The following is a 14,721-nucleotide window of genomic DNA, read 5'->3' as shown; positions in this document are numbered from 1 at the left end:
AGGAACCAGCAGTGGAAAAGCCGGGCACACCGGCAGATACCCCGCACCCTCACACGGCAGAGCTGCTCAACCACCCCCGAGAACGGGGAAATCGTCACCTACAAATCAGCGTCGGCGGATCGAGGCTCAGACGCGCGCCGCGATCGCGTCGCCGACCTCGGTGGTCGACCGCTTGGACGCCCCACGCTCGGTCACGTCCGCATCCACCGCTGCCTCGATGCGGGCGGCGTCCTCGGAGCGACCCAGGTGGTCGAGCAGCAGCGCCATGGAGGAGATGGTGGCGGTGGGGTCAGCCACCCCGAGACCGGCGATGTCGGGCGCCGAGCCGTGCACGGGCTCGAACATCGACGGGAACTCACCGGACGGGTTGATGTTGCCCGAGGCGGCCAGGCCGATGCCGCCGGTGACTGCGCCGGCGAGGTCGGTGATGATGTCGCCGAACAGGTTGTCGGTGACGATCACGTCGAAGCGCTGCGGGTCCTGCACCAGCATGATCATCGTCGCGTCCACATGCAGGTAGTCGGTCTCCACCTCGGGGTACTCCGCGGCCACGGCGTTGAAGATGCGGTTCCACATGCCGCCGGCGTTCACGAGCACGTTGTGCTTGTGCACCAAGGTGACCTTCTTGCGGCGGCGCATCGCGCGCTCGAATGCGTCGCGCACGACGCGCTCCACGCCGCGGGCGGTGTTGACGGAGACCTCGTTGGCCACCTCGTACGGCGTCCCGACGGCCAGCGAGCCGCCGACACCGGCGTAGAGCCCTTCGGTGCCCTCACGGACCACGACGAAGTCGATCGGGCCGCGATCGACGACAGCCGGAGACAAGGGCGTCACCACGCCCGGGTACAGCTTCGAGGGGCGCAGGTTGACGTAGTGGTCGAACGCGAAGCGAAGCTTCAGCAGAAGCCCACGCTCGAGCAGGCCCGACGGGATCGCCTTCGACCCCGGCGCCGCCCCGACAGCCCCCAGCACGATGGCGTCCACCTGAGCCAGCTCAGACAGAACCGACTCCGGCAGCACCTCGCCGGTGCGCTGCCAGCGCTCCGCACCCAGGTCGTAGTGCACGTACTCGAACGCAGAATCGCCGACCACGGCGTCCAGCACCTTCAGGCCCTCGGCCACGACCTCGGGGCCGATCCCGTCGCCGCCGATGACGGCGATGGTGGGCTTGTTCTCAACGGTCTGCTCGCTCATGGACGCCAAGCGTAGGGCTGGGCGCCACCCCGCCCCCGACCAGCCCAGTCAGCGGATGCGACCGCCCCGTCGACACGCTCAGGACGCCCCTGCGGCAGGTTGTATCGTGGCCCCCATGCCCTTGTCCTTCGAGATCCAGCGGAACAGCGATGCCCGCACCGACGAGCAGGTCGCCGAGATCCTGCGCGACCCCGGCTTCGGCGTGCACTTCACCGACCACATGGTGTCGATCACGTGGACCAAGGGCCAGGGCTGGCACTCCGCGACGGTGAAGCCGTACGGGCCGCTCACGCTCGACCCGAGCGCCGCGGTCCTGCACTACGGCCAGGAGATCTTCGAGGGCATGAAGGCCTACCGGCACGAGGACGGCAGCGTGCACCTGTTCCGTCCCGAGCAGAACGCCGCCCGCTTCAACCGCTCCGCGGCCCGCATGATGCTGCCCGACCTCCCCGAGGAGGACTTCGTCGAGGCCGTCCGCCAGCTCGTCGAGATCGACGCCCGCTACGTCCCGGCCCCCGAGGGTGAGCACTCCCTCTACATCCGCCCGTTCATGATCGCCAGCGAGGCGTTCCTGGGCGTCCGCGCGGCCGAGGAGGTCACCTTCCTCGTGATCGCGTCGCCGGTGGGGCCGTACTTCGCCAACGGCGTCCAGGGCGTCGACATCTGGGTGACCGACGAGTGGGCGCGCGCCGGCCAGGGCGGCACGGGCAACGCCAAGTGCGGCGGCAACTACGCGGCGTCCCTGATCGCGCAGTACGAGGGCTACGAGCACGGCTGCACGCAGGTCATGTTCATCGAGGCGACGGGCAAGGACCGCGTCGAGGAACTCGGCGGCATGAACGTCTTCCTGATCTCCAAGAACAACGAGCTGCTCACCCCCGCACTCAGCGGCACCATCCTCGACGGCATCACCCGCGACTCGATCCTCAAGGTGGGCGCCGAGCAGGGCCTGATCCCCGTCGAGCGCCGCCTCAGCGCGCAGGAGGTGTTCGACGGCATCGCCGACGGCACCTACACCGAGGCGTTCTGCTGCGGCACCGCGGCGGTCATCTCGCCGATCTCGGGCTTCAAGTCCAAGCGGGGGGAGTGGCGCCCGCAGGGTCAGGACTTCCGGCGCACGATCGAGATCCGCGACGGCGTCCTCGACATCCAGTACGGTCGCGCGGAGGACACGTTCGGCTGGCTCAGCAAGGTCGTGTGAGGAGACTGATGGCAACCCCGTACCAGAACCCCCAGCGCCGCGGTAGCCTGCCCCTGGGTGTCGTGCTCGGCGTGATCGCCGGTGCGATCCTCGTGATGTTCGCCTGGTTCGCCCTGTTCGACGACGCCGACAGCGCCACGCCGGGCCCGACGCCGACGAGCGCGCAGCCGAGCGACCCGGTCGAGAGCCCCGACCCCGCCGAGAGCCCCGAGCCCGACGAGTCCGCCGAGCCCGGCGACGAGTCCGTCCCGGGCATCACGACCGAGCTGCCGGTCGGCACGTGGGTCACCGTGCTCGACTCCCTGCCGCAGGGCAGCGTGAGCGCCGAGCAGGCGATCGCGCGTGCCGCCGAGTTGAGCCAGCCCGGCCACACCGCGATCGTCATCGACACCAACCGCTTCGAGGGACTGAACGCCAACTACTGGGCGGTCGTGATCCCCGGTGCCGAGAGCCGCGCGGCGTCCAACGCCGTGTGCAAGGCCATCGGCCTGCCGGTGGGCAACAACTGCTACCCGCGGGAGATCAAGGGTCTGAGGTGACCCTCTCGCGGCGCACCCTCGTCGCGGCCACCGCGTTCCTGCCGGTGGCCGGCGTCGCCGCAGCGACGTTCTCGGACGCCCCGGGCGCGGCCGCCGCTCCCACCCAGCCGCCCATCCGGCCCCGCGCGGACTGGGCGGGGACCCTCGCCCCGAAGGGCCCGCTCGAGGACGAGCCCGACGTCCGGTTCCTGCTCGTCCACCACACGCAGACGCCGAACACCGACACCGCCGAGAAGATCCCCGGGCGGTTGCAGTCGATCTACCGGTTCCACACCTCGGCCGAGCGGGGCTGGGCCGACGTCGCCTACAACTTCTTCGTCGACCCGTTCGGCACCATCTGGGAGGGCCGCGCCGGCAGCCTCACCCGCCCCGTGATGGGTGATGCCACCGGCGGATCCCAGGGCCACGCGCTGCTGTGCTGCTTCGTCGGCGACCACACCGCGGAGCCCCCGACCCCCGCCGCGATGGCGTCCATGACCAACCTGCTGGCCTGGCTGGCCGTGCGCGAGGGGCTCGACCTCACCGGGCCGGTGACCTTCACCTCGCGCGGGTCGAACAAGTGGCGCAAGGGGGCCGAGGTGACCACCGAGCAGGTCGCCGGGCACCGGGACATGTCGGCCACCGAGTGCCCTGGCGAGGCCCTCTACCCGCTCGTCGCGGGGCAGTTGTTGCCCGGAGCGCGCGCGTTGCTCGCCCCGCCGACACCGATCGCCTCATCGACTCCGACGCCCAGCCCGACACCGTCCCCCTCGGGGACGCCCAAGCCGACGCCCTCGGCGTCCACACCACCCACCGACCCGTTGCGAAGCGGCGTCGACGACGTGGTGGTGGCCGCCGGTGGGGGACTGCTGCTCACCGGCGTGTCCGCGGCGCTCGGCCTTCTATCCGGACGCCGCGGGCGGCGGTCAGCCGCCGAGCAGGTTGAACAGGATCACGGCCCCGCCGACCCCGAGGGTGACGAGCAGGCCGATGAGGAACCCGACCAGCGTCTGTGACGTGCTCGCCGGCGCCGGCGCGTAGGCCTGCTGCTGGGGCGCGTACGACTGGACCGGCTGCGCCTGCTGCACCCAGTCCTGCTGCTGCACCGACCACTCCTGGCGCGGGGCAGGCTCGGGCTGCTGCGTGGGCAGGGCCTGGGTGGGCGCCTGGGTCCACGACGGCGGCGTGGCCGGCGGGACGGCCGGGGCATCACGGTAGAGGTCGAACGGCGGCTCGTGGACGCGCGTGGCGTCGTCGTCCTCCGGTGGCAGGACGGGCCGCACGCGGGTGGCGTCGTCGAGATCCGCGGCCTCCGGCGCCCACTCGTTGATCAGGGCCGGCTCGGCGGCGAACTGCTCGGCCGGCGTCCGGTCGGTGTGCTCGGGGTCACCGCCGGGCTCCAGCGCGGGCTCGGGCACATCGGTCGCGGCCAGCACCTGGGTCGCGTCGAGGTCGGCCTCGGCCACCGTGGCGGGCTCGACGGACGCCTCGACCGGTGCCTCCGCCACGGGCTCGGGCTCAGGCTCCGGCTCCGGGTCGGGGAACCGCACGATGGGAGCCGGCTCGGGGTCGGGCTCGGGCAGGGGGGTCGGGGCGGAGAACGACCCGGGGCGGGCGCGGAAGAAGTCGATGAGGGTGCTGCGGAGCAGGGGGCTGTTCACGGGCGGCACCAGGAACGTCAGGTGCTCGCCGGCCGACTCGACGTCGAAGCGCATCCACTGCTCGCCGCCCAGGGTGAGGGAGGAGAAGCTCGAGTGCGTGTCAGCGGTGCGGCGCACGACCGAGCCGTGGTCCATCCCGGCGGCGTCGCGCCACAGGATGCCGGCCTGCCGGTCCTGCAGCACCAGGGCGCCGTACTCGATCCGCTCGCCGGCGAGACCGACGGGGATGACGAAGTGGATCGCCTGGTCGTCGGCGACCACGCGCCCGAAGCGGGACGCCCCACCGGTCAGCACCTGCCGCGACAGCCGCGAGAAGCGGTCGTCGAACGGGGCCAGGTCGAGGGCGGCCACGGCCGCGCGGCTGATCCGGTCAGCGAGGTCGGACATCGACTCCCTTTCTTCCGACTACCGGGTCAGCATACCGACGAGCCCGAATGCATTTCCGGGTGGAGATTCCCCAAGGATCCTTGGGGTTTCTCCACCCGGAAATGCAGACAGGGGCGGGGGCGCCGCAGGCTCAGCCCAGCGCCGCCACCGCTGCGTCGTAGTCGGGCTCCTGGGTCGTCTCGGGGACGAGCTCGGTGTAGGCGACCTTGCCGTCGGCGTCGATGACGACGACCGAGCGGGCATTCAGGCCGGCCAGGGGGCCGTCGAGCAGCTTGGTGCCGTAGTCGTCGGCGAAGGACGAGCGGAACGTCGACCCGACGACCACGTTCTCGATGCCCTCTGCGCCGCAGAAGCGACCGAGCGCGAACGGCAGGTCGGCCGACGCGCAGACGACGGTGGTGTTGTCGAGGGACGACGCCAGCTCGTTGAACTTGCGCACCGAGGTGGCGCACACGCCGGTGTCGATGCTCGGGAAGATGTTGAGGACGACCCGGCGGCCGGCGTAGTCGGACAGCTTCACGTCGGCGAGGTCGGACCCGGTCAGGGTGAAGTCGGGCGCAGCGGCGCCCTCAGCGGGGAGGTCACCGACGGTGTTGACGGTGGTGCCCTTGAACTTGGTTTCAGCCATACCCCTGTTCCTACCAGCCCGGCCCAACCCGGCGGTAGCCCTGGGCATCCCAACCGGCGAGACCTTGCGACCACGCACCGGGACCGCGCGATACTCGATCAGTTAACACTCCCGCACCGAACCGAGAAGGCCCCATGACCACGCTTCCCGCGGCCCCCGACGTCTTCCACCTCTACGACACCACGCTGCGCGACGGCGCCCAGCAGGAGGGCCTTCGCCTCACGGTGCACGACAAGCTCCGCATCGCGCGGCTGCTCGACGAGCTCGGTGTCGGCTTCATCGAGGGCGGCTGGCCGGGTGCGAACCCCAACGACACGGCGTTCTTCGCCGCCGCGGCGTCCGGGGAGCTCGAACTCAAGAACGCCAAGCTCACCGCCTTCGGATCCACCCGCCGGGTCGGGGGCAAGGCGAGCTCCGATCCACTGACGAAGGCGCTCCTGGACGCCCAGACCGAGTACATCTGCTTGGTCGCGAAGTCCCACGACGAGCACGTGTACCGCGCCCTCAAGACCGACCTCGCCGAGAACCTGGCGATGATCACCGACACCGTGCGGTTCCTGACCGACGAGGGCCGCAAGGTGTTCCTCGACTGCGAGCACTTCTTCGACGGCTACCGGGCCAACCCGACCTACGCGCTCGAGGTGGTCCGCACCGCCGCCGAGGCCGGCGCGGAGGTGGTCGTGCTGTGCGACACCAACGGCGGCATGCTGCCGGCCTGGATGGGCGAGGTCGTCTCGGCCGCCGGGGGCGTGGGCGTCGACCTGGGCATCCACTGCCACAACGACACCGGCTGCGCGGTGGCCAACACCCTCGCGGCCGTCGACGCCGGCGCGATGCACGTGCAGGGCACGATGAACGGCCACGGCGAACGCACCGGCAACGCCGACCTCATCACCATCGCGGCGAACCTCCAGCTCAAGTACGGCTGGCCGGTGATGGCCCCCGAGAACCTGGCCCGCGCGACGTCCATCAGCCACGCGGTCGCCGCGATCACCCACGTCGCCCCGAACGCCCGCCAGCCCTACGTCGGCCAGTCGGCGTTCGCGCACAAGGCGGGGCTGCACGCGTCCGCGATCAGGGTCGACGAGAACCTCTACCAGCACACCGACCCCAAGCTCGTCGGCAACGACATGCGCATGCTGGTCTCCGACATGGCCGGGCGCGCGAACATCCAGATCAAGGGCGACGAGTTGGGCTTCGACCTCTCCGACCGCGAACTGGCCGCCAAGATCACCGACGTCGTCAAGCAGCGCGAGATGGACGGCTACTCCTACGAGTCGGCCGACGCCTCCTTCGAGCTGCTGATCCGCGACGAGACCGACCAGCTCGACAAGCAGTTCGAGGTGCAGAAGTGGCGGGTGCTCACCTCCGACACCCTGGGCGAGGAGGGCGACTCCGAGGCGACCGTCAAGGTGCGCGTCAACGGGTCGGTCACCACCCGGGTGGGGGAGGGCAACGGCCCGATCAACGCCCTCGACAAGGCCCTGCGCAGTGCGCTGAAGAAGAACTACCCCGCGGTCGACGGCTTCGAGCTGACCGACTACCGGGTGCGCATCCTCGAGTCGGCGCACGGCACGGACGCCATCACGCGCGTCCTCATCGACACCACCGACGGTGAGCGCCGCTGGACGACCGTCGGCGTCGGCACCAACGTCGTCGAGGCCTCGTGGGAGGCGCTGCACGACTCGTACCTGTGGGGCCTGATCGAGCGCTGAGCGCCCCAGTACGCTGACGGGTATGCCCGACCCCCTCCAGATTCGCATCGGCCACGCCGAGCGTGACGAGGCCGTTGAGACCCTGCGCACCGCCGCAGGTGATGGACGCCTCACGCTCGACGAGCTCGACGGCCGGATCGAGGCCGCCATGGCCGCCAAGACGCGCGGGGACATCCAGGCCGTCCTGGCCGACCTGATGCCGCCGAACGAACTGGGTCGGATCCTCGAACCCCAGCTGCCGGTCGTCCAGGTCAACGCTCCCGGCTGGTCGTGGCAGGACCCACTCACCCTCACCGCCAAGTGGGACGACGTGGTGCGCGCCGGCCCTTGGGAGGTGCCGCCGTTCCTCGAGCTCAATCCCGTGGCCTCCAACGTGAAGCTCAACTTCGTGGACGCCCGGACCACCGGCGACCTCATCGACGTCGTGGTCAACGGGGGAGCCGGAAACGCCGTGCTCATCGTCCCGCCCGGCTGGGGCGTGGACACCTCGCGGGTGGAGAAGAACTCCATGGGCGTGATCAAGACGAGCGTCGACCAGCGCCCCCGTCCCGGGCAGCCCCTGCTGGTGGTGCGGGGGCGGACGTCCATGGGCAACGTCGTCGCCCGCTACCCCAGCCGCTTCGACACCTGGCAGCGCGAGCGGCGCCTCGCCAAGGGCGGCGGGGTGTACGCCAAGAACTGAGCGGATGGGTGGGGGGAGCGGAGCCCCACTACCCTGAGGCCCATGCGCATCGCCCGATTTGTCCACAACGACACCATCGCCTTCGGGACCGTCGAGCTCGACGAGGACCGTGGCGAGCACCCCAACACCATCGCCGTGCTGAACGGCGACCCTCTGGTGACGGCGGTGCAGTACACCGGCGAGCGCCTGCTGCTCGACGACGTCCGCCTGGTGGCGCCGATCATCCCGCGCAGCAAGGTGGTGGCGATCGGGCGCAACTACGCGGCCCACGCGGCCGAGTTCGGCAACGAGGTGCCCGAGGAGCCGATGACGTTCCTCAAGCCCAACACGTCGGTCATCGGGTCGGGCGAGCCGATCATCTACCCGAAGCAGACCACGGCCGTCGACCACGAGGGCGAGCTGGCCGTCGTGATCGGTCGCATCTGCAAGGACGTGCCTGTCGAGCGCGTGCCCGAGGTCATCTTCGGCTACACCTGCTCCAACGACGTCAGCGCCCGCGACCTCCAGCAGCGCGACAAGCAGTGGGGCCGCGCGAAGGGCTTCGACACCTTCTGCCCCCTCGGTCCGTGGATCGTCACCCACCTCAGCCTCGAGGAGGCCTCCGACCTGGACCTGCGAGTCACGGTCACCCGCAACGGCGAGACCCTCGAGCGGCAGAGCTCGACCACGAAGAACCTCGTCCATGGCATCGCCGAGCTCGTCTCGTTCGTGTCGTCGTTCACGACGCTCCTGCCCGGCGACGTGATCCTCACGGGCACCCCCGAGGGCGTCGGACGCATCGAGCCCGGCGACGTCGTCGACGTCGAGATCGAGGGCATCGGCACGCTGAGCAACCCCGTCGTCGCCGCGGAATGAGCCGCGTCACCGAGATCGCCGCCGAGCGCGTCCCGGCGGGGGTCGACTACACCCACGTGCTGCGGACGCCCACCGCGTCCCCGGCGGCCGCCCTCATGGGCGTCATGCTGGGCATCCTGAGCTTCCTGGTGGCGACACCCCTGGTCTCCCAGGGACTGGCCGCGCTGTACTGGCTGGCCGTGGGGCGTCCGGGGGAGTTCACCGACACCTACCGCAGCCTCGTCGGCTACGAGGTCCCGTTCGGGCTCGTCGTGGGGCACGCGGGACTGGCCATGCTGATCCCGATCTCGGCGCTGCTGGTGCTGTTCGTGCACCGGGTCCGGCCCGGCTTCCTCAGCTCAGTGGTCGGACGCGTGCGCTGGCGTTGGTTCGCGCTCACCCTGGCCGTGGGTTTCGCGTCCCTGTGGCTGGTGCTGCTCGTCCAGAACCTCACCGCGCCGGGCGGGCCGAGCTGGGCCATCCAGCCCCAGGCCGGAGCCCTCTGGTTCATCCTCGTCATGCTCATCACCACCCCCATCCAGGCGGCGGCGGAGGAGTACTTCTTCCGGGGCTACCTCATGCAGTCGCTGGGGTCGATGGTCGCCTCCCCGTGGTTCGGCATCCTGGTCTCAGCTGCGGTGTTCACGCTCTTCCACACCTCGACGAACATCGCGCTTATGGTCGACCGGTTCGCCTTCGGCGTCCTCGCCGGCTGGCTGGTGGTGCGCACGGGGGGCCTCGAGGCGGCCATCGGGGCCCACATCGCCAACAACGTGAGCGCCTTCTTCCTCGCGGCGATGACCACCTCGATGGCCCAGGTCAAGGCGGTCACTGAGGTCACCTGGGCCACAGCGGCTTGGGACATCGGGCGCTTCGCCCTCTTCACCCTCGTGATCTGGCTGCTCGCCCGCGGCTACAAGCCCGAGCGCGTGACCCCCGTTTTGGCGTGAGCGCCGTCGTGCAGTAAGGTTTTCTCTCGCTGGCCTCACCGGCCAGCGTTTCCACGGAGGCGTTCAGGAGCGATCCTGACGGCTGCGAGGAGCCAAGGGGTATGGGGTAATTGGCAGCCCGCCGGATTCTGGTTCCGTTAGTCTAGGTTCGAGTCCTAGTACCCCTGCTGGGAGGCGATTTTTCCAGCAGGCCAGCTCTCTGGTAACGTCTCCCGAGGCGCTGAAAGGCGCCAGTGCTGGCCCCGTTGTGTAGCGGCCTAGCACGCCGCCCTCTCAAGGCGGTAGCGCGGGTTCGAATCCCGTCGGGGCTACCAGCAAGACCCCCTCCGAATCTCGGAGGGGGTCTTCTGTGTTTTCCCCTTGCGAGGCGTGCCGCGGCTGGCCTCCAAGGCCCGAGAACGTCACCCCGGGGGGAGCCCTCCCCTCCCTTTGGCTTTCTCAATCGGGCACTGACTACAGGTTACACACTGGTCTCAACCCCAAACAGCGTTTTGCCGGGACGCCGCAGAGGCGTATCCTGTGGGGACTGAGTTGCGTCTGGGGGGAGCGTCACCGTGTTCTTTCGTCTGCTCGTGCGTCGCGGCGGCGTCGCGGCGTGGGATGCGGCGATGTGGTTCGTGGCCTTGGCCTTCCTGATCCTGATCCGATACGACCTCTCGCTGTCGCCCGAACGGTGGACCGAGCAGCTGTCCTACGTCGCCATCGCCGCTGTCGCCCAGGTGCTGGTCGGCTTCGGCGTGCAGCTCTACCTCGGGCGCAGCCGGTTCGGCTCGTTCGGTGAGGTCGCGCTGCTGAGCGCCGTGGTCGGCATCGTGGCCCTCGTGGCAGGCGGCATCGGCTTCGTGGTGAATCCCGACTTCTCCCGTGCGGTCGTCGTGACCGTGCCCATGCTGGCCCTGCTCGGTATGGGCGTCGGGCGCATGCTGTTCCGCGCGTTTTACGGCACCGACCGCGTGCGCTCGAAGATCATCGCGACCCCCGCCATCGTCTACGGCGCAGGCGACGCCGGGGTCCAGGTTGCCAAGCTGATCGACACGGCCGAAGAGCCGCCCTACAGCATCGTGGGCTTCCTCGACGACGACCCCGGCAAACGGTTCTACCGGGTGCGCAGCTACCGCATGCTCGGTCGCGGGGCTGACCTGGAGAAGGCCGTCGAGAAGAGCGAGGCCGAGGTCCTCATCCTCGCGGTCACCAACGCCTCGCCCGAACTCATCACGAGCCTGGGCGAACGGACGAAGGCGCTCGGCGTCAAGCTCGTCATGGTCCCTCCGGTGCGCGAGATGATCGACGGTCGCGTCGAGCTGGACAAGCTGCGCACCTTCAACGTCGCCGACCTGCTCGGGCGGCGCCCCATCAAGACCGACCTGAAGTCGATCGCCGACTACGTCACCGGCAAGGTCGTCCTCGTCACCGGAGCGGGCGGATCGATCGGCTCCGAGCTCGCCCGCCAGCTCAAGCGCATGGGTCCCAGCAAGCTGCTCCTCCTCGACCGCGACGAGTCGGCGCTGCACGCGGTCCAGCTGTCGATCTACGGGCAAGGACTGCTCGACACCGACGACATGGTGCTGTGCGACATCCGCGATCTGGACGCCCTGCGCACCGTCTTCCGCCGCCAGCGCCCGCAGGTCGTGTTCCACGCGGCGGCGCTGAAGCACTTGCCCATGCTGGAGCAGTACCCCGATGAGGGCTGGAAGACCAACGTGCTCGGCAGCCTGAATGTGCTGACGGTGGCCGAGGAGGTCGGCGTCGAGCGGTTCGTGAACATCTCCACCGACAAGGCCGCCGACGCCACCGCCGTGTTGGGCCAGACCAAGCGCCTCGCCGAGCGGCTCACCTCGCACTTCGCCGAGACCACCGGACGCCCCTACCTCTCGGTGCGCTTCGGCAACGTGCTGGGGTCGCGCGGTTCGGTGCTCTACGCCTTCCGCGCCCAGATCGAGCGGGGCGGCCCCATCACGGTCACCCACCCCGACGTGACCCGCTACTTCATGACCATCCCCGAGGCCTGCGAACTGGTGATCCAGGCTGGCGCAATCGGTCACCCCGGCGATGCGCTCGTTCTCGACATGGGGGAGCCGGTCAAGATCGTCGACGTCGCGAAGCGGCTCATCGACGAGGCGGGGGCGCAGGACATCGAGATCGTCTTCACCGGCCTGCGCCACGGGGAGAAGCTGCACGAGGTGCTCTTCAGCCAGGGCGAGGATCACGTGGCGTCGACACACCCGCTGATCACCCAGGTTCCTGTCCCGCCGATCGCCCCCGGGGAGATCATCGCCGCTGACGTGTGGGACGGTACGGACATGGATTACGACCCGAGGCGTGCGCTTTGAGCGACGCGAGAATCCACCTGTCGTCACCCGACGTCGGGCCCGAAGAGGAGGCCGCCCTCGTCCGCGCCATCCGCGGTGGCTGGGTTGCGCCTCTCGGCCCCGAGGTGGACGCCTTCGAGGCCGAGATGGCTGCCATTTCGGATCGCGCCCACTGCGTCGCCCTGTCGTCCGGGACCGCTGCGCTGCACCTGGGATTGCTGGTGCTGGGGGTGGGGCCGGGTGACCTCGTGCTCACCTCGACCATGACCTTCGCCGCGACTGCCAACGCGATCACCTACACCGGCGCCGAGCCCGTGTTCGTCGACTGTGACGAGACCGGGAACATGGACCCGCACCTCTTGGGCCAAGCCTTCCAGGACCTCGAACGCCAGGGGCGCACGGTGGCGGCCGTCGTGCCGGTCGACCTGTTGGGCAAGGTCGTGGACCACGACCGCATCGACGCGATCGCGGCCGCGCACGGCGCGACAGTGCTGTCGGACGCCGCAGAGTCCCTCGGGGCGAGCCGAGGAGGCCGGCCCGCTGGTTCCTTCGGACACGGTGCGGCGATCTCGTTCAACGGTAACAAGATCATGACCACCTCGGGCGGCGGGGCGTACCTCACCGATGATGGCGACGCGGCGCAGCGCGTGCGCTACCTGGCCACGCAGGCCCGCCAGCCCGTCGTGCACTACGAGCACACTGACATCGGCTACAACTACCGCCTCTCGAATCTCCTGGCCGCGCTCGGCCGGGCACAGCTGTCGCGCTTGGACGCCATGATCGAGCGGCGGCGCCAGCTCCGGGCCCACTATCGGGATCTGTTCGCTGGCACACCTGGAGTGGAGATCTTCGGGGGTACGGACGACGCCGAGGACAACCACTGGCTGACCTCGATCGTGGTCGAACCTGATGTCGCGGGGTTCAGCGCTGAGGACGTTCGGCTCGCGTTGCTCGAGGCGAACATCGAGGCACGCCTGCTGTGGAAGCCCATGCACCTGCAGCCCGTGTTCGCCGGTTCCCGGGCCTACACCAACGGCACGAGCCAGCGCCTGTTCGACACTGGCCTGTCCCTGCCGAGCGGCTCGGTGCTGACCGATGCCGACGTCGCCCGGGTCGACGCCGCGCTGGAGCCTTTCGTGGGCGGCCGACGTGGTTGACGCGACGCGGTACGACGTGGCCAAGCGGGTCATGGACGCGGGCATCGGAGGGGTCGGCCTGGTGGCGACCGCCCCCCTCCAGGCCGTGGTCGCGCTGGCCGTGCTGGCCAAGCACGGCCGCCCCGTGCTGTTCCGTCAGCCGCGACCGGGCAAGGACGGGCGTGTCTTCGAGTTGGTGAAGTTCCGGACGATGCTGCTCCCCGACGACCAGCGCGTGTCGGACGCCGACCGGCTGACGCCGTTGGGCTCGTTCCTGCGGGCGACGAGCCTGGACGAGCTCCCGACGCTCTGGAACGTCCTGAAGGGCGACATGAGCCTGGTCGGGCCGCGTCCCCTGCTGGTGCAGTACCTCGAGCGCTACACCCCCGAGCAGGCACGCCGCCACGAGGTCCGCCCGGGCGTGACGGGTCTGGCTCAGGTCCGCGGTCGGAATGGCCTCGACTGGGACGACAAGCTCGCCCTGGACGTCGAGTACGTCGACCACCGTTCGTTCGCCCTAGACCTGCGGATCCTCTGGGAGACTGTCGCCGTGGTGTTGCTGCGGCGGGGGATCAGCGCCGATGGTCACGTGACGATGGCCGAGTTCCAAGGGCCGGCTCGATGACCGAGCGGGTGGTCGTGGTCGGCGCGTCCGGGTTCGGACGGGAGTGCCTCGACGTGCTGGATGCGATGGTCGCAGCTGGTGCCGATCTCGAGGTGCTGGGTGTCGTCGACGACGACATCTCGGAGGTGAACCGCGAGCGACTGGAAGCCCGGGGGGTGCCGTTCCTGGGCACGCGCGGGGACTGGCTGGCCACCGAGCCCGGGTCGGTCGCCTACGTGATGGGGATCGGAAGCCCGGGCGTCCGCCGCCGCCTGGTGGCGGAGATGGACGCCGCCGGCCTGCGCGCGTTCACCGCGATCCACCCCTCGGCGACGTTCGGCGCACGAGTGGTGCTGGACGAGGGCGTCGTGGTGTGCGCGGGGGCTGCGGTCTCGAACAACGTGAAGCTGGGGCGGCACGTGCACGTGAACCCCAACGCGACCATCGGGCACGACGCCGACCTGTGCGACTTCGTGTCGATCAACCCCGCCGCGGTCATCTCCGGCGAGGTGGTCGTCGGGTCCGATACCTTGGTGGGTGCGGCGGCGACGGTGCTGCAGGGCCTGACGGTGGGGGGGCGCACGGTCATTGGCGCGGGTGCGGTGGTCACGAAGTCAGTGCCTTCAGAAGTGGTCGCCGTAGGCGTCCCGGCACGCTGGTGACGATCTCGGGCACGAAGAAGTCGAGGGAGTGGGACATGCAGAACGCCGAGGATGCGCGGATCGCCGTCGTCGGGCTGGGCTACGTCGGCTGCCGCTGGACGGGAGGTCTGGCAAGTCGATGCCGGTGGTGGGTTTGTGTATAGGCGCACGTCGGATCGAAGAGCTGCGCTCCGGAACCGATCGGAGGCTGGAGGTGGCGACTAAAGAGAAGGTCCCAATGCACATTCACGAGAACGCCTG

The 14,721-nt window shown here is 69.7% G+C and carries 14 protein-coding genes and 2 tRNA genes; 13 read left to right on the top strand and 3 right to left on the bottom strand.

All coding sequences use genetic code 11. From position 1 onward, the window contains the following. Nucleotides 1-126: 126 nt before the first annotated feature. Entirely contained in the window at nt 127-1,194 is a 1,068-nt protein-coding gene (locus H5397_RS07655) for a 3-isopropylmalate dehydrogenase (RefSeq protein ID WP_182816206.1), read from the bottom strand. A gap of 115 nt (nt 1,195-1,309) precedes the next feature. On the opposite strand from H5397_RS07655, the gene H5397_RS07650 reads away from it, so the two are divergent. The 3 genes from H5397_RS07650 to H5397_RS18645 are packed head-to-tail and all read left to right on the top strand — an operon-like array spanning nt 1,310 to nt 3,929. Further along, the gene (locus H5397_RS07650; RefSeq protein ID WP_182816204.1) at nt 1,310-2,395 is read left to right on the top strand and encodes a branched-chain amino acid aminotransferase; all 1,086 of its coding nucleotides are present in this window, start codon (nt 1,310-1,312) and stop codon (nt 2,393-2,395) included. Between the two features lie 8 nt (nt 2,396-2,403). Further along, nucleotides 2,404-2,934 (top strand): hypothetical protein, encoded by a 531-nt coding sequence (locus tag H5397_RS07645; RefSeq protein WP_182816202.1) that lies wholly within the window; start codon nt 2,404-2,406, stop codon nt 2,932-2,934. Continuing rightward, complete coding sequence (locus tag H5397_RS18645; RefSeq protein WP_182816200.1) at nt 2,931-3,929, top strand: N-acetylmuramoyl-L-alanine amidase; 999 nt, start codon at nt 2,931-2,933, stop codon at nt 3,927-3,929. The genes H5397_RS07645 and H5397_RS18645 overlap by 4 nt, the downstream gene beginning before the upstream one ends. On the opposite strand, the gene H5397_RS07635 is transcribed toward H5397_RS18645, so the two are convergent. Next, nucleotides 3,840-4,961 carry a hypothetical protein gene (locus H5397_RS07635; RefSeq protein WP_182816198.1) on the bottom strand — a complete coding sequence of 374 codons (1,122 nt, stop codon included), beginning with the start codon at nt 4,959-4,961 and terminating at the stop codon, nt 3,840-3,842. The genes H5397_RS18645 and H5397_RS07635 overlap by 90 nt on opposite strands. A gap of 130 nt (nt 4,962-5,091) precedes the next feature. Further along, a complete protein-coding gene (tpx, locus tag H5397_RS07630) occupies nt 5,092-5,589 on the bottom strand; it encodes a thiol peroxidase (protein WP_182816196.1) in 498 nt (165 codons plus the stop codon). A gap of 134 nt (nt 5,590-5,723) precedes the next feature. Between tpx and cimA the strand changes: the two genes are divergently transcribed. The 10 genes from cimA (at nt 5,724) to H5397_RS07580 (ending at nt 14,481) form a co-directional block, all read left to right on the top strand. Then, nucleotides 5,724-7,304: a citramalate synthase gene (gene cimA / locus H5397_RS07625; RefSeq protein ID WP_182816194.1), complete on the top strand. Its 1,581-nt coding sequence runs from the start codon at nt 5,724-5,726 to the stop codon at nt 7,302-7,304. A 22-nt stretch (nt 7,305-7,326) separates the two neighbouring features. Beyond that, nucleotides 7,327-7,986, top strand: a complete 660-nt coding sequence (locus tag H5397_RS07620; RefSeq protein ID WP_182816193.1) for a DUF1707 domain-containing protein — start codon at nt 7,327-7,329, stop codon at nt 7,984-7,986. Nucleotides 7,987-8,028: 42 nt separating this feature from the next. Continuing rightward, entirely contained in the window at nt 8,029-8,841 is an 813-nt protein-coding gene (locus tag H5397_RS07615; RefSeq protein ID WP_182816191.1) for a fumarylacetoacetate hydrolase family protein, read from the top strand. Continuing rightward, nucleotides 8,838-9,770 carry a CPBP family intramembrane glutamic endopeptidase gene (locus H5397_RS07610; RefSeq protein WP_182816189.1) on the top strand — a complete coding sequence of 311 codons (933 nt, stop codon included), beginning with the start codon at nt 8,838-8,840 and terminating at the stop codon, nt 9,768-9,770. The genes H5397_RS07615 and H5397_RS07610 overlap by 4 nt, the downstream gene beginning before the upstream one ends. 95 nt (nt 9,771-9,865) lie before the next feature. Then, nucleotides 9,866-9,937 (top strand) — tRNA-Gln (locus H5397_RS07605). A gap of 71 nt (nt 9,938-10,008) precedes the next feature. Continuing rightward, nucleotides 10,009-10,084: transfer RNA gene (locus H5397_RS07600), tRNA-Glu, on the top strand. Nucleotides 10,085-10,324: 240 nt separating this feature from the next. Beyond that, the gene (locus tag H5397_RS07595) at nt 10,325-12,100 is read left to right on the top strand and encodes a nucleoside-diphosphate sugar epimerase/dehydratase (RefSeq protein WP_220492100.1); all 1,776 of its coding nucleotides are present in this window, start codon (nt 10,325-10,327) and stop codon (nt 12,098-12,100) included. Continuing rightward, on the top strand, nt 12,097-13,236 hold the full coding sequence (locus tag H5397_RS07590; protein WP_182816187.1) for a DegT/DnrJ/EryC1/StrS aminotransferase family protein: 1,140 nt from the start codon (nt 12,097-12,099) through the stop codon (nt 13,234-13,236). Before H5397_RS07595 ends, H5397_RS07590 begins: the two co-directional genes overlap by 4 nt. Next, complete coding sequence (locus H5397_RS07585; protein ID WP_309224313.1) at nt 13,229-13,840, top strand: sugar transferase; 612 nt, start codon at nt 13,229-13,231, stop codon at nt 13,838-13,840. The genes H5397_RS07590 and H5397_RS07585 overlap by 8 nt, the downstream gene beginning before the upstream one ends. Then, nucleotides 13,837-14,481 carry an acetyltransferase gene (locus H5397_RS07580; RefSeq protein WP_182816185.1) on the top strand — a complete coding sequence of 215 codons (645 nt, stop codon included), beginning with the start codon at nt 13,837-13,839 and terminating at the stop codon, nt 14,479-14,481. The genes H5397_RS07585 and H5397_RS07580 overlap by 4 nt, the downstream gene beginning before the upstream one ends. Nucleotides 14,482-14,721 lie beyond the last annotated feature (240 nt).

Origin of the sequence: Propioniciclava sp. MC1683, from assembly GCF_014164675.1 — a bacterium.
Lineage (GTDB): Bacteria > Actinomycetota > Actinomycetes > Propionibacteriales > Propionibacteriaceae > Propioniciclava.
Note: the sequence above shows the minus strand (reverse complement) of the source record. Positions and strands in the feature narration are given on the sequence as shown.